16 protein-coding genes and 1 tRNA gene are annotated in these 16,852 nt (G+C 62.1%); 10 read left to right on the top strand and 7 right to left on the bottom strand.

The genetic code is table 11. The annotated features are described in order from the left end of the window. Positions 1-37: 37 nt before the first annotated feature. Positions 38-1,318: a phosphoribosylamine--glycine ligase gene (gene purD, locus QWU44_RS11220; RefSeq protein WP_370915769.1), complete on the bottom strand. Its 1,281-nt coding sequence runs from the start codon at positions 1,316-1,318 to the stop codon at positions 38-40. A 96-nt stretch (positions 1,319-1,414) separates the two neighbouring features. Between purD and QWU44_RS11215 the strand changes: the two genes are divergently transcribed. The 3 genes from QWU44_RS11215 to QWU44_RS11205 are packed head-to-tail and all read left to right on the top strand — an operon-like array spanning position 1,415 to position 3,383. Continuing rightward, complete coding sequence (locus QWU44_RS11215; RefSeq protein ID WP_370915768.1) at positions 1,415-1,840, top strand: HIT family protein; 426 nt, start codon at positions 1,415-1,417, stop codon at positions 1,838-1,840. After that, positions 1,837-2,661 (top strand): esterase/lipase family protein, encoded by an 825-nt coding sequence (locus QWU44_RS11210; RefSeq protein ID WP_370915767.1) that lies wholly within the window; start codon positions 1,837-1,839, stop codon positions 2,659-2,661. Before QWU44_RS11215 ends, QWU44_RS11210 begins: the two co-directional genes overlap by 4 nt. Beyond that, positions 2,658-3,383: an esterase/lipase family protein gene (locus QWU44_RS11205; RefSeq protein ID WP_370915766.1), complete on the top strand. Its 726-nt coding sequence runs from the start codon at positions 2,658-2,660 to the stop codon at positions 3,381-3,383. Before QWU44_RS11210 ends, QWU44_RS11205 begins: the two co-directional genes overlap by 4 nt. A gap of 75 nt (positions 3,384-3,458) precedes the next feature. On the opposite strand, the gene QWU44_RS11200 is transcribed toward QWU44_RS11205, so the two are convergent. The 5 genes from QWU44_RS11200 to QWU44_RS11180 form a co-directional block, all read right to left on the bottom strand. After that, positions 3,459-4,844, bottom strand: coding sequence for an ATP-binding protein (locus QWU44_RS11200; protein WP_370915765.1), 1,386 nt, complete (start codon positions 4,842-4,844; stop codon positions 3,459-3,461). After that, on the bottom strand, positions 4,841-5,542 hold the full coding sequence (locus QWU44_RS11195; protein ID WP_370915764.1) for a response regulator transcription factor: 702 nt from the start codon (positions 5,540-5,542) through the stop codon (positions 4,841-4,843). Before QWU44_RS11195 ends, QWU44_RS11200 begins: the two co-directional genes overlap by 4 nt. A gap of 193 nt (positions 5,543-5,735) precedes the next feature. After that, positions 5,736-6,494, bottom strand: coding sequence for a MerR family transcriptional regulator (locus QWU44_RS11190; RefSeq protein WP_370915763.1), 759 nt, complete (start codon positions 6,492-6,494; stop codon positions 5,736-5,738). A 51-nt stretch (positions 6,495-6,545) separates the two neighbouring features. After that, positions 6,546-8,285 (bottom strand): pyruvate dehydrogenase, encoded by a 1,740-nt coding sequence (locus QWU44_RS11185; protein WP_370915762.1) that lies wholly within the window; start codon positions 8,283-8,285, stop codon positions 6,546-6,548. 394 nt (positions 8,286-8,679) lie between these two features. After that, a tRNA-Thr gene (locus QWU44_RS11180) sits at positions 8,680-8,752 on the bottom strand. A gap of 175 nt (positions 8,753-8,927) precedes the next feature. Between QWU44_RS11180 and QWU44_RS11175 the strand changes: the two genes are divergently transcribed. From QWU44_RS11175 to otsB, 5 genes are all read left to right on the top strand, one after another. Continuing rightward, positions 8,928-10,538, top strand: a complete 1,611-nt coding sequence (locus QWU44_RS11175) for a threonine/serine exporter ThrE family protein (protein ID WP_370915761.1) — start codon at positions 8,928-8,930, stop codon at positions 10,536-10,538. 74 nt (positions 10,539-10,612) lie between these two features. Next, complete coding sequence (locus QWU44_RS11170) at positions 10,613-10,981, top strand: hypothetical protein (RefSeq protein WP_370915760.1); 369 nt, start codon at positions 10,613-10,615, stop codon at positions 10,979-10,981. 2 nt (positions 10,982-10,983) lie between these two features. Further along, positions 10,984-12,456, top strand: a complete 1,473-nt coding sequence (locus tag QWU44_RS11165) for a trehalose-6-phosphate synthase (protein ID WP_370915759.1) — start codon at positions 10,984-10,986, stop codon at positions 12,454-12,456. Further along, positions 12,456-12,947, top strand: a complete 492-nt coding sequence (locus QWU44_RS11160; protein ID WP_370915758.1) for a hypothetical protein — start codon at positions 12,456-12,458, stop codon at positions 12,945-12,947. The genes QWU44_RS11165 and QWU44_RS11160 overlap by 1 nt, the downstream gene beginning before the upstream one ends. A gap of 29 nt (positions 12,948-12,976) precedes the next feature. Further along, a complete protein-coding gene (otsB, locus tag QWU44_RS11155; RefSeq protein ID WP_370915757.1) occupies positions 12,977-13,738 on the top strand; it encodes a trehalose-phosphatase in 762 nt (253 codons plus the stop codon). A gap of 4 nt (positions 13,739-13,742) precedes the next feature. On the opposite strand, the gene QWU44_RS11150 is transcribed toward otsB, so the two are convergent. Beyond that, a complete protein-coding gene (locus QWU44_RS11150) occupies positions 13,743-14,870 on the bottom strand; it encodes a LacI family DNA-binding transcriptional regulator (protein WP_370915756.1) in 1,128 nt (375 codons plus the stop codon). Between the two features lie 114 nt (positions 14,871-14,984). Here QWU44_RS11150 and QWU44_RS11145 point away from each other — a divergent pair, with 114 nt between their 5' ends. Further along, on the top strand, positions 14,985-16,031 hold the full coding sequence (locus QWU44_RS11145; protein WP_370915755.1) for a metal ABC transporter solute-binding protein, Zn/Mn family: 1,047 nt from the start codon (positions 14,985-14,987) through the stop codon (positions 16,029-16,031). A 119-nt stretch (positions 16,032-16,150) separates the two neighbouring features. Next, positions 16,151-16,852, top strand: a complete 702-nt coding sequence (locus QWU44_RS11140; RefSeq protein WP_370915754.1) for a metal ABC transporter ATP-binding protein — start codon at positions 16,151-16,153, stop codon at positions 16,850-16,852.

Genomic DNA, 16,852 nt, shown 5'->3' with positions numbered 1-16,852 from the left:
GCCGTAGAACTCTAGCCCCCACCGGTGCCGGTTGGCGTCAGACCCGGATCCGTCCCTCAACAGCCGGGGCTGCAATGTCCGAACGGTAGTGCCCACCGGCCATGCTGATTCCTCGGAGAACTCGGTAGGCATCCGTCCTCGCGGAAGCGAGGTCCGGCCCGGTGCCCACAATGGAGAGCACTCGGCCACCTGCGGAGACGAGCTCACCATCCGCGTTACGCGCGGTTCCGGCGTGGAGAACGGCGTCATCATCGGCTCCGGTGATGACGTCCCCGGAACGGGGGGAGGCTGGATAGCCCTGTGCCGCGAGAACCACGGTGAGCGCGTAACCATCCCGCCACTGCAGCGGTGGTTGTTCTGCGAGCGTCCCGGTGGCAACAGCGTTGAGGAGCCCCGCGAGTGGGGTTTCCAGAAGCGCGAGGACGGCCTGGGTCTCTGGATCCCCGAACCGGCAGTTGAACTCGACGACGGCGGGTCCCTCATGACCCCAGGCGAGTCCCGCATACAACAGTCCCGAGTAGGGACAGCCACGGCGGTCCATTTCCTCGGCCACAGGCTTCACGACGTCCCGGACGATCTGTTCCACGGCACCGTCAGGTAACCACGGCAACGGCGCATACGCACCCATACCACCGGTATTCGGCCCCTCATCATTGTCTCCGACCCGCTTATGGTCCTGTGCCGGCAGGAGTGGAACGACAGTGGTTCCGTCGACGAGGCAGAACAGGGAAACTTCCGGGCCGTCGAGGAAACTCTCGAGGAGAACCGGGTTTCCGACTTCGTGCACGGCACGGACATGTGCAAGAGCCTCGTCGCGGTCAGGGGTCACGACGACACCCTTGCCGCCCGCGAGTCCATCGTCCTTGACCACCCAGACGGGGCCGAAGCGATCGATGGCGGCGTTGATCTCTTCGTCGGAGACACCGGGTTCCAACGCCTCGGCGTGTGCGGTGGCGACACCTGCGGCCGCCATCACGTCTTTGGCGAAGGCCTTGGACCCTTCTATCCGCGCGGCCTCCCGCCCGGGACCGAACACGTCGATACCCGCCTCTCGGAGGGCATCGGCGACACCCGCAACGAGCGGAATCTCCGGGCCGATGACCACGAGACCGGCGTCGATACTGCGCGCCAGAGCAGTGATCTGTGCTGGGTCATCGATCTTCAACGGCACACCGTCGAGCTCCGTGTGCCGGGTCGCCAGGTGTTCCATTCCGGTGTTACCCGGGGCGACGTGAAGTTCTGGTTCAGTAGGGTCTTGTGCCAGGCCACGCAGCAGTGCATGCTCGCGGGCGCCGGATCCGATGACGAGGATTCGCATGTCTCCCACCCTACTGCCGCTCTGTCCGGGCACCATACAGAAATACGGGTGCGAGGGGGCAGCGGAGATGCCCCCGGACCGCTACCCTGTACAGGTATGAGCAGCGTATTCACGAAGATCATCAACGGTGAACTGCCGGGACGATTCGTCTGGCGGGATGACAAAGCAGCGGCATTCCTCACCATTGAGCCGCTGGTATATGGCCATGTACTGGTGGTTCCAGTCGATGAGGTTGACCTCTGGACGAATTTGGACCAGCGGAGCTGGGCGCATCTGAACGAGGTCGCTCAGATGGTGGGCGCCGCGATCGTCGAGAGCTTCAACGTCCCCCGGGCTGGCTACATCATCGCCGGTTTCGAGGTCCCACACACCCACATCCACGTCTTTCCCACATCGGACATGTCCGACTACGACTTCAGGCGGGTGATCCCGGCGGATCAGACAGATCCGGAGAAGATGGACGAGGCTGCCGCCAAGCTGCGCGCCGCACTGGGCACCGATGAGACCGGCCGTCCCGCTTGAGGGATATCTCCGCCCGTCTGCCGCGAATGATCCCGGAGCTGGATGTCTCGGTTCCGGTCGGAGCCCGATTACGGGTCCGAGGCTGGGTCGAGGACGACTGGCGGGCACGCACCACCCAGGAACGGCCCTGGCCTGTCATTCTCATCCACGGCACCACGGTCACCAGCGGTGATTTCGAGGATCTGGCAGCACAGCTCCGCGAACTGGGATGGGCGGTGTTCATCCCGGACTACGGAAACCGGGCAACCAATCGCATCGAGGACTCGGCAGACCAGGTCGGTGCCTACATCCATCAGGTTCTCCACGCGACCGGTGCGGATCAGGTGATCATCGTCGGTCATTCCCAGGGCGGGGTTCTCGCCCGGTGGTGGATGCGGATGCTGGGCGGCGCACACCACGTGCGGCACCTCGTGTGCCTCGCCAGCCCGAACCACGGCATCCAGGAAGCGGGTCTGCTCAAACCTTTCGTATACACCGAATTGCAGGCTGAACTGACCAACCGTGCGACGACGACAGTGTTCGGCCCGGCAGGTCGACAGCAGTTCGTGGGATCCGACTTTCTCACCGCTCTCAACGCCGACGGGGACACGGAACCCGGTGTCAGTTACACCTGCATCGCCACCAGAACCGACTCCACTGTGGTTCCCGCCGATTCCTGTTTCCTCGATGGACCCGACGTACAGAACATCTGGCTACAGGAGCTCCACCCGCGGGCGGTCGTGTTGCACACGGAAATGCCTCGGAGCAGAATTGTGCGCACTCTCGTCGCAGAGACCATCGAGTCACTGCGCCCGTCTACTCCACACGAGGAGAATCCGTGAACCTTGCCCTGCTTATCCCCCGCCGGGGCATCCTGCCCGAACCGCTGCCACCGGTGGCCGGGGACACCCCGGTGGTGTTGCTCCACGGTACGGTGAGTTCACCGGGTAATTTCGCACTCATAGCCGCACGCCTGAAGGATGACGGGCGCCGGGTCATCGGTGTGGAATTCGGCCACCGGGGTACAGACCGACTTGAGCTGTGCCTCCTCGACATCGTAACCGCCCTGGAGCGAGAGCTGGAACCGGGTCAGCGGTTCGACATAGTCGGCCATTCACTCGGGGGACTCATGGGGCTACGGCTCGCTCATCTGCCAGGGTTTGCGGGCAGGGTGCGGACGTTGGTGGGTCTCGGAGCCTGTTTCCGGGGGCAACCAGTGGCATGGAATCCACTGGTCCGCGCGCTTGTCACCGCAGTCACGGGGCCGTCCCTCGTCCAGCTCATGTGCGATGCGGAGATAGAGGCCCCGATCCCGGAAGGGGTTCGGGTCATCTCAATCATCTCGGACAATGACCGTGTCGTCGATGCGAGTTCCTCACAGATAGGTGAGGTCCGGTGGGTTACGGGTACCCCTCACGCCCTGCTGACAAAGCACGCGGAGGAAGTCTCGCAGGCACTGGCTGATGGTGCAGACGAACCGCACGAGATCCCCGCACCGGGGGAAGCCGAGCAGGATCTCTCCGCGACCGGACATGAGACGTCCCCCAGAGTCGAGAACCTGTAACCGGCCACCGCAACCCCCACTGACAGATCGTGCACACTTCCCCTATTGTATTATTGCAGATGATACAGAATGCTCTCATTCGGTATGATGCAGCGGGAGCCTGACGGTGAACACGGCGCCTTCACCCGGCGCGCTCTTCACTCCAACTGTGCCGTCATGCGATTCCACCAGGGATTTCACGATGGCCAGCCCCAGTCCAGATCCCCCGGAGGCCCGGGATCTGGAGGTATCCGCCCGGTAAAAACGGTCGAAAATGTGCCGGGTGTCCTCCTCCGTCATTCCACAGCCGTCATCCTCGATCGATATCACCAGCTTCTTTCCGTCTATTCCGAGACCGAGAGTGACCGTGGCATCGACACCCGCGTGAAGCAGTGCATTACCCACCAGATTTCCGATGACACGGTGCAGGCGTTGCGGATCCCCGGCGACAACAGCCGCCTCCGGTGCGGTGTCCACCACACGGATTTCCCGGTTCGGATGTGCCGCACGCATAGTGGTCACAACATCGAGGCACACCGAACGCATGTCGACGGGCTGAGGATCCATCGGGGCTTCCTCCGCACGGGTGAGAGCCAGGAGGTCTTCAACCAGGACGCCCATCCTGCCCGCCTCCTGTTCGATTCTCCCCAGCACCATGTCAATGTCGTGGGTGGCACCTGAACGATAGAGTTCCGCGAATCCTCGGACACCGGTGAGTGGCGTTCTGAGCTCATGTGACGCGTCACCGACGAACCGTCGCATCTGTTCCTCTTTCGTCCGAGCGGAATCGACCGACCGTTGCAGCCGCGCGAGCATGATGTTGAGGGATTCCGCGAGCTGCCCCACTTCAGTCGTCCCGGGCCATTCAGGAACCCTGCGGTTCAGATCACCACCGGCGATGGCCACCGCCGTCTTCTCAACCTCGCGGAGCGGGTGCAGCGCCCTCCGGACGATCCACCGGGCAATGCCTCCGACTGTGGCCAGCACGAGAAGTCCGACGATGAACTGGAAGAACAGCAACGAACGAAGCATCGCCTTCTCGACCACCAGTGAGTAACCGACAACAGTTGTTACTCCGCCGCTCGCCGCCGCCATCACCCGCCAACTGATGCCCTCTCCGGAACCGGGAACGGTCTCCACCGTGACGGGGTACTCACCGGGCACCACTCCGGTGAGATCCGGGACCGATGAGCTTGCATTGAAAGTCAGCGTTGTCCCGTCCGGGTAGATTTTCTCCAGATAGAAGGCGCTCGGCAAACGAGGACCATCTGCTTCTAAGCGTGGGATGTCACTGTCGGCCCAAGTGCGGAGCGCTTCCTCCAACTGGTCGTCGATCTGCGCGTAAGTGTAGTCACGCATCACCCCGCTCACGACGATAGCGGACAGCCCCAAGCCAGTCGCCGTCATGAGGAGCACGATCAGGATGAGGCTGGTACGCAGTGGTAACCGCACGTTCCAGCCGTTGACAGCTTCCCGGATCATGAGCGTGGGGTACGCAGAACGTATCCGACACCGCGGATGGTGTGGATGAGGCGCGGTGCTTCAGTATCGATTTTCCGCCGCAGATAGGAGATGTAGGATTCAACGACATTTCCGTCACCACCGAAGTCGTAGTGCCACACGTTGTCGAGAATCTTGGCCTTGCTGAGGACTACCTCCGCGTTGAGCATCAGGTAGCGCAGAAGGTTGAATTCGGTCGGTGACAGATCAATGATCCTCCCCGCCTTCGTCACCTCATGGGTGTCATCGTTGAGGGTGAGGTCAGCGTACCGGAGAGTTGCATCCGAGTCCCCGTCGTCGAGGAGTCGTCCCCGTCGCAGGATCACGCACAGCCTCGTGATCACTTCCTCCAGGGAAAAGGGCTTGGTGACATAGTCGTCTGCCCCGATGGTCAGTCCGTGGATCCGGTGTTCAACGGCATCCTTCGCGGTCAGGTACAGAACCGGGCCGTCGAAGCCCTCTGCACGTAGTTTTCCCAGGAGCTCGAAGCCGTCCATTCCAGGCATCATGACGTCGAGGATGAAGGCGTCCGGCGTGTTCGCTCGGGCTATCCGCAGCGCCTCCTGACCGGAGCCTGCGGTAAGTACCGTGAATCCCTGGAACTTCAGGCTCACCGCCAGTAGCTCCACAATGCTGGGCTCGTCGTCGACGACGAGGACCGTGACCGGGATATCCCGCATGGATTCCAAGCTTCTCACCGATTCTTCCCCTCCACCTATTTCTCCGCGCGTGGCATGCCTTCCCACCCACTACACACGCAGGCGGTGTGGAATCACCGTGCACAGGCTGTGAGGTACCTGTGAATACTGGCCCGGTCACCGCGGCTCCACGATGTCACACCGCTCCCGGGATCTGCACGCCTGCGCACGCTTCTCACTCCCAGGTGACGGTGCTCGGATCAATTCCCTCGGCGCGGGCCTTCGTCTCGACGAGCTCAACCAAGTAGTCGGCGGCATCCCCGGTGTACGCGGCATAACGATCATCCGCCACGTACATCCGGGCGAGAATGATCTGCTTCGCCCTGGTACACGGATAGAATGCGGCAACCATCGCGGCATGGCGCTCAACGAGCGCATCCGCTTCGGCGCTACCCGGTGCGACCCCGCTGTCGCGGGCGGCGACGAGTGCCGTCGCGAAGGCGTCGGTCTCCGCCTTCACCCTGCGGAAATCGTCGGCAGCCATCGTCGTCATCACGTCCCGGGCGTGCGCCCAGTCCTCGGTCTCACCCCAGCGCCCCTCAGCTTCCGCCTGCCAGTCGTGGTATTCGTCGCCGAATATCGTCTTCTTGTCCTGCATTGTCACGGTATCCCCTTTCAGGATGGAATCCACTGCCCGGACCATCCGGTGCAGGTGACCTATCCGTTGGACGAGGAGCTCCCGCTGGGCGAGTAGCCGTTCCCGCTTGTCCCCGGGCTCTGCGAGCAGCGTCGCGATGCCCCGGAGTGGGACACCCGCCCGTCGATAGATGAGGATGTCGAAGCCGCGGTCCAGGTCGGCGTCGGTGTACAGGCGATAGTCGCCGGTCTCCGTGCGCCAGCCCGGACTGAGCAGCCCGATCTCGTCCCAATGTCGCAGTGTCCGAGTGGTCACACCCAGTTCCGCTGCGACCTGTCCAATCGTGTAGTCGGTCACGGACACCACTCTCGGGGTTCCCGTAGCGTGAAGGTCAAGATCGGCCGAGGGTCAGGGGCGGGGGATATTCCGCAGGTTACTCATCGCAAGGTTGTACATCCTGCCCACGCCACCGTCAAGGACGGTGCGGGCCGCCGCCTTCGAGAAGCCCATGATCTGTTCCAGGGTGATGTCCGGCGGGATGGACAGTGCGTTCGGGTCTGTGACGATGTCGATGAGCACGGGTTCGTCGAGGGCAAAAGCCGCACCGAGTTCCGCACGCAATTTCCTCGGGTCGGTGATCCGCACCGAGCGGACACCGCAGGCTTCCGCGATCGCCGCGAAATTGACTTCCTCGTGGTCGGTCGCGAATTCGGGGATTCCCTCGACGAGCATCTCCAACTTCACCATCCCGAGCGACGAATTGTTGAACACAATCGTCTTGATGGGGAGCTGGTGCATCTTCACGGTGAGCAGCTCCCCCATGAGCATCGCCAGGCCACCGTCACCGGACAGCGAAATCACCTGGCGGTGGGGGGCCGCGGCCTGGGCGCCGATAGCGTGCGGGAGGGCATTGGCCATCGTGCCGTGCCGGAAGGAACCGAGCATCATGCGTCCGCCGGTGGGGTTGTTGATGTAGCGGGCGGCCCACACGTTGCACATACCGGTATCAACAGTGAAGATCGCGTCCTCGGCGGCGAGTTCGTCGATGATGTCTGCGGCATACTCGGGGTGGATCGGAGTGTGGTGCTCAATGTTGCTGGTGTATGCCTCGACGACGTGCTTGATTTTCTTCGCGTGTTCCTTGAGCATCTTGTCCAGGAAGGAACGGTCGGTCTTCTCCTCGATGGAGGGGAGGATGTTCTCGATGGTGGCCTTCACATCACCGACGACCGGGATCTTCACCTCGGTGCGGCGGCCGATGTGAGCGCCGTTGATATCGACCTGTGCCACGTTTCCGCTGGGCAGAAAGTCGTTGTACGGGAAGTCTGTGCCCAGCAGGATGAGCAGATCGGCCTGATCACAAGCATCGAAGCAGGCGCCGTAACCGAGCAACCCCGACATCCCGACATCGTAAGGATTGTCCTGTTGGATGATCATCTTGCCGCCCAGAGCATGTCCGACCGGGGCCTTGATTTTCTCCGCGAGGGCAAACACCTGGTCCCGGGCACCAAAACAACCGGCACCGCAGAACAGGGTAACGCTCTTCGCCTCATTGATCGCCTGAACCAGCTTCGCAGCCTGTTCGGGATGCGGGAAGATGATCGGGCGGTGGGTGGAAATGACGCTGTTCAGCTCCGGAGTGGACACCGCAGCCTCTGTGGTGACGTCACCGGGCACAACGATGACACTGACCCCGTTGCCAGCCATCGTCGACTGGATGGCGTTATGCAGAACTCGCGCCCCCTGAGCTGGAGAATTGATCAGTTCGCAGTATCCAGAACACTCTCCGAAGATCTGCGTGGGGTGGGTCTCCTGGAAGAACTCGGATCCGATCTGCAGTGACGGGATATGGCTGGCGATCGCCAGCACCTTCGCCCCGTTACGGTGTGAATCGTAGAGGCCCTGGATGAGGTGGGTGTTTCCCGGCCCGCAGGAACCGGCGCAGACAGCAAGTTCACCGGTGACGAGGGAGTGCGCACCGGCGGCGAACGCACCCACCTCCTCATTGCGGACATGAACCCACTCGATGTTGCTGCGGCGGACCGCATCGACGATCGGGTTGAGACTGTCCCCGACGAGGCCGAAGATCCGGGTAACCCCCTGCCGTTCGAGGCTGGCGACAATCTGTTCGGCGAAACTCTGTGCCATATTTTCCGGCGCTCCTTAAATACGTAAGACGTGCGACTATGTTCGAGTGATTGCTTCACTGACGTCCCCCATCGTGAACCTCAAAAACTACTCACGCCAGATATGAGATTCGCGTCACTCTAAAATAATCCCGCCACGCTTCACACACGACATGAATAAATAGCCCCTGAACTTTCACTCCCCTCAGCATGAGGGGAAACAGGCGGCCCCTCCCCCAAACGCCCCGCCTTGGACGATGCGGGTATATGAGGATCATCCGTAGCTCGGAGCACCAGGCGCGGTCCGACTGTAGAGACCGACGACAGGCAATAAAAAGTGAGGCCCCTTAACATCCGAAAAATCGAATAATAACGGGGCCTCACCCATGTTTTCCTCCGGCCTCGACCGGCTTCGGAGCTGGAGATGGGACTCGAACCCACAACCACCGGTTTACAAGACCGGTGCGCTACCAATTGCGCCACTCCAGCAAAGCCACGGAACCTGTATCCGGGGCACGCGAGGATAATACCGGACAACCACCGTTCAAGTCCAAGACCTGCGTCCTCCAGCGCGTGTTCCGTGTCTGCGCGTGCAGGAGTATGCTGCTCCCACGCGTGCCACCGCACGTGCCAACCAGCCGTTCTCTAAGGATCAGTAGCCGACGTGTCCGATATTTTGACCAGGCTGCGGCTGTTCCGGTCCCGTCAAGGTCGTTTCGCAACGATTGACGAGGCCAAGGCCGCTCCACCGCCATCACCACTGGCACCAATCGATCTCACCAATCCAGCCCAGGTCACCGGAGTCATGGATCTCGCCGCCCGTATCGGTGGCTACCTCCTGTACTCGGGGACCGGTAACCACGACACGCGTGCCCACGTCCACACCGTATGTTCCGCATACGGTCTGCACTACGTGCACGTTGACATCACGTTCAACACGATCCAACTGTTCACCCAGATCGGAACGACTCAAAAAGTACCGATCACCGTGTTCCGGGTTGTTCCCAAACTGGATCTCGATTTCTCCAAGCTCGCCGAGATAGACCGGTTGATCCGGTCGATACAGGCTGGTGCGACACCCCCGAACGTGGCGGAACAGATCATGAACGATCTGACGTCAATGCCTCCGCCGTACGGAATCCGTACCGCTCTCGTCGGCTGGGCGGGACTTGCTGCAGCCGTCGCGGTACTCCTCGGAGGTGGCTGGCTCGTCTCCGCCATCTCCTTCCTCACCGCACTGGTGATCATGGCTGGCCATATCTGGCTGGAACGAAAGGGCCTACCGGAGTTCTACCGGAATATGTACGGCGGATTCGTCGCCACCCTTCCAGCGGCAATGACCTACAACTGGGCCCTTGAGAACGGAATAGATCTCGCCCCAGGCCAGATCATCGCCTCCGGCATCATCGTACTGCTCGCCGGGTTGACCCTGGTGCAGGCGATCCAGGACGGGATCACCGGCGCCCCGGTCACAGCCTCAGCCCGGTTCTTCCAGACGATCATGCTCACCGGTGGGATCATCGCGGGCGTCGCCATCGGCATTCAGGCGTCAACCGCACTCGGGGTGACGCTGCCTCCGCTGGAGGCGACGACACCCGTCAACTTCGCCTCCACCTCCGCGAAAGTTCTCGCGGGTGCGGCCGCATCCGCCGCCTTCGCTGTGGCCGCATACGCCGAATGGCCGTCGGTGTGGATCTCGGGTTTAACCTCACTCGCCGGTTCCGCCTGCTACTATTTCGTGCTCATCCCCCTCGGCATGAGCCCCGTCGTCGGGTTGGGTATCACCGCCACAATCATCGGCCTGGGCGGTGGCCTACTGGCCCGCCGATTCCTCATTCCCCCACTCATCACCGCCGTGGCGGGCATCACACCCCTGCTCCCGGGTTTGACCATCTACCGAGGCATGTACACCCTGCTCAATGAACAATTGGTGCAGGGGTTCGGGAACATGGCGCTTGCTCTGGCCATCGGATCCTCACTGGCCGCAGGTGTGGTTCTCGGGGAGTGGGTGGCCCGCAAGCTGCGGCGTCCACCACCGCTCAACCGGTACACTGGCTTCGCGCTACGCAGAGCATCGGCGTTCCGTCATTCCAGGCCTGTGGTGAAAACTGCGCGGGCCGCCCGACGCACCGGATCAGCCGTGAACCGTGTACGTTCGGCCGCCCACGAGGGGGCGTCCGAGCATCCGGGGACACCCGGAGCGCAGTCAATCACCCCCGATTCACCATTCCCCCGGGCCGACGGCGCTGACGGAAGCGGTGGCTATCGGGGGTGACATTATCCCCGTAGCGCCGTGGCGTAGGATGAGCGTTGCGCCGCCCACCCCAGCCGACGATTCCAGGAGGATCCGTGCCGCCGAAGGTCACAGACACCCGAACCACCAACGCCGACTCTCTGCACGCCGTTGAGGAGAACACCGCGAAGGCGGCCCGCCGAATCGTCGCGACCTATTCCACCGATTTCTTTGACTGCGTGACTCTCGCGTGCATGCTCGGCGTCGCGCCCGAGGGCCTGAACTACCGAAAGATCGCCGCCGAACACGCGGAGGCCACCGAGTCAGAGTCCGGCAAGGGACGCCGGGGAGCAAAGAAGACCACCAAGAAAACCACCGCGAAGAAAACCACCGCCAAGAAGACCACCAAGAAGACCACGGCGAAGAAAACCACCAAGAAAACCACCGCGAAAAAGACCACCAAGAAAACCACGAAGAAGTCCTGATGGTGAGTTCGGCGCCACGCAGCGCGTCGGATGGCGGACATGATTTCGTCGTGGTGGCGAACAGACTGCCGGTCGATGTGAACGTCACCCCTGACGGGAGTCGGAGTTTCCTGCCGAGTCCGGGTGGTCTCGTCACCGCACTGAGTCCGGTTCTGGAACACCATTCCGGATGTTGGGTCGGATGGCCGGGCACCGTCGACGGCGGCATGGATTCCTTTCGGACGGAAGCCGGAATCCTCCTGCATCCGGTGAATCTCACGGCAACCGACTTCGAGGAGTTCTACGAGGGTTTCTCCAATGCGACGCTCTGGCCGCTGTATCACGATCTCATCGTGCCGCCCATCTATGACCGTTCCTGGTGGGAGACCTACCGGGAGGTTAACTACACCTTCGCCCGGGAGGCCGCTTCCGTTGCTGCAGAAGGTGCCACGGTCTGGGTCCAGGACTATCAGCTCCAGCTTGTTCCGGGCATTCTTCGACAGCTTCGCCCGGATCTGACCATCGGTTTCTTCCTGCATATTCCGTTCCCTCCCGCTGAGTTATTCCGGCAGCTTCCCTGGCGGGAGGAAATCGTCCGGGGTTTGTTGGGTGCCGATATCATCGGATTCCATCTGCCGCAGAACGCTGACAACTTTCTTGAACTCACAAAGTCGGTGGCAGGCATCCCAGGGGCGCACACCGGCCAACCGGACAGTCTTGAGGTGGAAGGCCGGGCATCGGTGCGCAGCATCTCGGCGCACATCACCTCTCCTGACGGACGACGGGTGGGAGTGGGTGCCTTTCCGATCTCGATCGACACGGCTTCCGTGGTCGATGCAGTCGCGCACGTCAACGCCCCGGACATCCGGCGTCGTCTCGGTGATCCGGAGACCCTGATTCTCGGGGTCGACCGACTCGATTACACGAAGGGCATCCTGCAACGCCTCACCGCTTTCGAGGAACTTCTCGAAAGCGGTGCCCTCGATCCACGTACCTCCGTACTGTTGCAGATCGCGACGCCGTCCCGGGAGCGGTTGGAACACTACCGGCGTACTCGGGCCCGGGTGGAGGGCGCGGTCGGTCGGATCAACGGCCGTTTCGCCGAGGTCGGGCGGCCCGTTGTTCATTATCTCCACCGATCCCTGGCCAAGGATCAACTCTTCGGCTGCTATGTTGCGGCCGACGTCATGCTCGTGACCCCGTTCAAGGACGGAATGAACCTGGTGGCGAAGGAGTACGTCGCCTGCCACGGGGATGGCTCCGGTGCACTTGTACTCAGTGAGTTCGCGGGTGCCGCCACCGAGCTCAACCGGGCTTTCCTCTGCAATCCGCACGACGGGGATTCGGTGAAACGTCAGCTTATGACGGCGGTGACCACCCTGCACGACAATCCCTCCGAGGCCCGGGAACGCATGCTGACGATGCACCGTCAGGTGATCGAGCATGACGTGGAACTCTGGGCCCGGTCCTTCCTCGAATCCCTCCGGAGCCACTGATGCGAACCAGAATCCGTTCACTCGTGACGACCACTGTTCTCGGTGTTCTCCTACTTTCGGGGTGCATGTCGGGAAACACCCCTGCGATTTCATCTAACTGGCAAGTCACCAATGTGTACACGGATCGTGACCATCCCAGTGTGCTCCCGGATTCACTCGCAGGTCGCGCGCATCTGGCGTTCGGTGACCATACTGTCGTCGGGGACACCGGCTGCGCCCAGTTCACGGGGTCAGTGGAGTTTCTCGATTCCGACGGTCGCCGGGTATCCGCCACAGACCCGGCCGCGGTCTCCTTCGTGTTTCGGGATCTCCGGGTTCGAGAAGTGGAAGACTGCGAGGGTGCAGAGCGGTACTTCCATGATGCATTCCTCACTCTGCTCGATTCCGGCGAACTCGCAGCATCCCGGCCGCAGGACGGTGAACTGCTGCTCACAGACGCAAAGGACACGGGCATCGACAAACGGGCGATGCGTCTCACCACATCGGGTTGACCGACATCGGCACGACGTACGATCAGGTCATGGACAACACCACTCTCGATGCCGCGATAGTCTCCGTCGCCCGGGTGCCCAGGCTCCTCGTGGTCTCGGACTTCGACGGCACCATCGCTGAGCTTCAGAATGATCCGGACAACGTGCCTGTGAATCGGGCATCTCTCAATGCTCTCGCTGCACTGGGCAGGATCTCGGATACCGCCGCAGTTCTCCTCTCGGGTCGAGATCTGACCACACTCCGGCGCCTCGCCAACGTTGAAGGCTCCGTCGAACTCGTGGGCAGTCACGGAGCAGAAAGTTCCGGGGGGCAGGTGAGACCGACCGCGGAACAGCAGCGGAGGCTGGACGCCGTCGGAGCACGTCTGCGGGAACTGATTGCCGGCCACACAGGTGCGACCGTCGAAGACAAGCCCTTCCACCGGGTCCTGCACACCCGGAGAGTCCCCGACCGTGCACTCGCAGAGCGTCTCCTTCGGGAGGCGCGCGAGCTTCCCGTAGACGGCGTCCACGTATCCACCGGCAAGTGCATCGTCGAGTTCGCTGCCGTATCCGTGAATAAAGGGACCTGGATCACTGATGCCCGTGAACGGGGGCACTGGGATGCCGTCGTTTTCCTGGGAGACGACGTCACCGACGAGAACGGTTTCCGGGTTCTCGGCCCCGGGGATCTCGGGATCAAGGTCGGGGACGGTGCCACAGCGGCTGTGGCACGGGTCTCGGACACCAACGGTGTTCAGTCGGTACTCGAACGGCTCGTGGTGGCCCGCTCCGCACATCCCGGCATCTGAGCCGTCACAGGTGGGTGGTGTCCCGTGGAGGCGCGACCGTCCCACCAGGACGGAGCTCCGTATCCAGGAGTTCCCGCAAAGGCTCCACGGGAGACGTCTCATCGGCCGACAGACGTTCCTCAATAAGCCGGAAGAGCATCCTGCCCGCTGCAGCGCCTTTCGCCCGGTTCGGCTGGATGACCGTGGTCAGATCTCTAGCTACGGCGGTGACGATTCCATCGAAACCGGTAACCGACAGATACTCGGGGACCGGGATACCACGGGCGGAACAGTAATCGAGAACCCCGAGTGCCATGGAGTCCGTCGTACAGAGCACCGCAGTGAGATCAGGATGTCTCTCCAGAAGTTCCCGGGCCGCATCGACATTGTTTATCCGGTCATTGATGTGGCGTTCGATGATCGGGACGGTCCCCGGGTCTATTCCTGCGGAGGTGAGTACGTCGAGTGCCCCCAGTACCCGCGACCGCTGCACGTGGAGTCCCGCGTGCAACAGCCGTTCCATGGACACGGGGCCGTCATTCTTCCGGCGGTCCAGCCGGATCGAGAGGATGCCGATCCGGCGGTGACCCGCATCGATCAGCGTCTGTGCCGCAGGAGCGATCGCCGCACGGTCGTCGATGCCGACGAACGGGAGACCAGTCTCGTCTGCGGGTTGGTCACAGATGACGAGCGGCAGCCGCCGGTTGCGCGCCGCGTGGAGATAAGGGTCATCGGCAGCCACCGAATACACGACGAAACCATCGATCATCGGCTGATTGACCAGTTGAGCGGCTGCCGCGACATCCACGGAACTGTCCGGCCCGACGGGAATCAGCGTCAAACAGGTATTCCCACCGTAGGATGCCTCCGCCATTCCGGCGAGGAAATCCACAGACGCAAGATCCTCGAATGCATAGGTGAGATGCTCGGTAAGCAGTACACCGATCGCCCCTGCCCGACGGGTTCGCAGCGAGCGGGCCGTGGGATGCGGACCCGGGTAACCGCGCTGCTCCGCAGTGGCGAGAATCTTCTCCCGGAGGGCTGTGGACAACTGCTCCGGCCGATTATAGGCATTGGAGACGGTCGTCCTCGACACTCCAAGTTCGGCGGCCAGAGACGCGAGCGTACCGCGCTGCCGATTACGTTTTGCCATGGTAAAAACCTAGCATTCCCACTCCTTCTGAGTCTGGGCGGAACTCACCGAACCTCCTTCATTTATACATTCATAAACTTGACAAAGGTTATCAATTGTCGGAAACTGGTTTTCATGATCAAAAGCAGCCTCCACCCCTTACTCCGCACTGTCCGACTCCATCCGATTCGGACCGCGGGCGCCACCATCATTGCCACCGGGATGGCCCTGACCACGGCGGGATGCACCACCGGAAATCAGGATCCAGCTCCAGCAATTTCCCAGCGGGAGGCTGAACAGGCAGACACAGCCGCACCCGACTCCGGAGATAAGCTCAACATCGTCACATCGACACAAATCTGGGCGGATGTCGCGGAGATGGTCGTCTCAGATCAGGACGCCGACATCCATGCCATCATCGTCGGGGACTCCGTCGATCCACACTCCTTCGAGCCAACCGCATCCGACATCGCAATGGCTAAGAATGCCGACATCATCATCGTCGGTGGGGGAGGTTACGATTCCTGGCTCTACCGGAGCCTGAACGAATCGGTCATCATCAACGCCCTTCCCCTCACGGTGCACGATCACGACCACGGACACGAAACCGGAGACGATCACGACCACGGACACAGTCATGACCACGACCACGGACATGACCACGACGATCTCGTGAACGAACACATCTGGTACAACCCAGAGGCCGTGTCCAAAGTCGGTGCCGACCTCGCCGAGAGGGTCTCCACGCTCCGCTCGGATGCCAAGGTCGACACCACGAAGCTCAACTCGAACCTCAAGACCATCACCGATGAGCTGAAGAGTCTGCCCGCCGTTCGCGTCGCCCAGACCGAACCCATCGCGGACTACATCCTGCAGAACTCCCCTGCCACGGACGCCACACCGGAGGGGTACCGGACGGCGACACTCAAGGAATCCGAGCCATCTGCCGCTGACTACGCCGCCTTCACTGAAGCCCTGGAGAACGGTGAGATCGACGTTCTGGTGTTCAATCCGCAGACCGCAACAGACGCCACCGAACGCCTGCGGGACGAGGCTGAGGACCGAGGAATCCCGGTGGTCGAAATTTTCGAGACCCCTTCACGGAACGAGAACTTCTTCGACTTCTTCAGGGGCGCGGTTGAACGTCTCAACAGCGGAGCACAGCAGGCCAAAAAGAACTAACCCCCTGACCTGCACCGATTCACGACCGCAGCCTTCCCGGCGGAGCCTCATCCCGCGGGGAAGGCTCCGCTGCTGTCCGGGATCTTTTCCGGACAGCCCATCCGAAATGAGCCGCCACCATGGTCCTGACCTTCACTGATGCAGCCGTTGACCCACTCTTCTCGGAACTGAACCTGACCGTGGAACGGGGCGAGTTCCTGGCCGTTCTCGGACCCAATGGGGCGGGGAAATCAACCCTCCTGCACACGGTGACCGGAACCCGGAAACTCACCCACGGCACGGTGACGGTCACCGGGCGCACCGGTTTCATCCCCCAGCAGCGCATGTTCTCACCGGACCTCCCTCTCCGTGCCCGTGACCTGGTTGACCTGTCCGCCGCACACGGCGTAATCAGGCGTCGACGCGCACGCCGCGGAATGGTATGCGAACTGTTGAAGGAGGTGGGCGCCACCGGGATAGCCGACCGTCGGGTGGGGAATCTGTCGGGCGGGCAGCAGCAGCTCGTGAGACAGGCACAGGCACTGGCGAATGACCCGGAGTTACTGCTCTGCGACGAGCCCCTGTTATCCCTGGACATGGGTGTGCAACGACGGACGGTGGACCTCATCGACCGGAGACGTCGCGGGGCAGGTACGGCGGTCGTGTTCGTCACCCATTCCATCAACCCGGTACTCCGGGTAGTCGACCGGGTCCTCTACCTCGGGCCGCACGGACATGTGCTCGGTGGCGTCGACGAGGTGATGCGCTCCGAGACACTGTCTGAGCTGTACGGCACACGTGTCGACGTCATCGACGTTGACGGCCGACTCATCGTCATCTGA

It is taken from the genome of Corynebacterium sp. CCM 9203 (assembly GCF_041357675.1).
Classification (GTDB): domain Bacteria; phylum Actinomycetota; class Actinomycetes; order Mycobacteriales; family Mycobacteriaceae; genus Corynebacterium.
Note: the sequence above shows the minus strand (reverse complement) of the source record. Positions and strands in the feature narration are given on the sequence as shown.

Bases quoted from the DNA above. Each gene is read 5' to 3' on its own strand.
- purD (WP_370915769.1), bottom strand. From the start codon at position 1,318: ATGCGAATCCTCGTCATCGGATCCGGCGCCCGCGAGCATGCACTGCTG.
- QWU44_RS11215 (WP_370915768.1), top strand. From the start codon at position 1,415: ATGAGCAGCGTATTCACGAAGATCATCAACGGTGAACTGCCGGGACGA.
- QWU44_RS11200 (WP_370915765.1), bottom strand. From the start codon at position 4,844: ATGATCCGGGAAGCTGTCAACGGCTGGAACGTGCGGTTACCACTGCGT.
- QWU44_RS11195 (WP_370915764.1), bottom strand. From the start codon at position 5,542: ATGCGGGATATCCCGGTCACGGTCCTCGTCGTCGACGACGAGCCCAGC.
- QWU44_RS11185 (WP_370915762.1), bottom strand. From the start codon at position 8,285: ATGGCACAGAGTTTCGCCGAACAGATTGTCGCCAGCCTCGAACGGCAG.
- QWU44_RS11160 (WP_370915758.1), top strand. From the start codon at position 12,456: ATGCGAACCAGAATCCGTTCACTCGTGACGACCACTGTTCTCGGTGTT.
- otsB (WP_370915757.1), top strand. From the start codon at position 12,977: ATGGACAACACCACTCTCGATGCCGCGATAGTCTCCGTCGCCCGGGTG.
- QWU44_RS11150 (WP_370915756.1), bottom strand. From the start codon at position 14,870: ATGGCAAAACGTAATCGGCAGCGCGGTACGCTCGCGTCTCTGGCCGCC.
- QWU44_RS11145 (WP_370915755.1), top strand. From the start codon at position 14,985: ATGATCAAAAGCAGCCTCCACCCCTTACTCCGCACTGTCCGACTCCAT.
- QWU44_RS11140 (WP_370915754.1), top strand. From the start codon at position 16,151: ATGGTCCTGACCTTCACTGATGCAGCCGTTGACCCACTCTTCTCGGAA.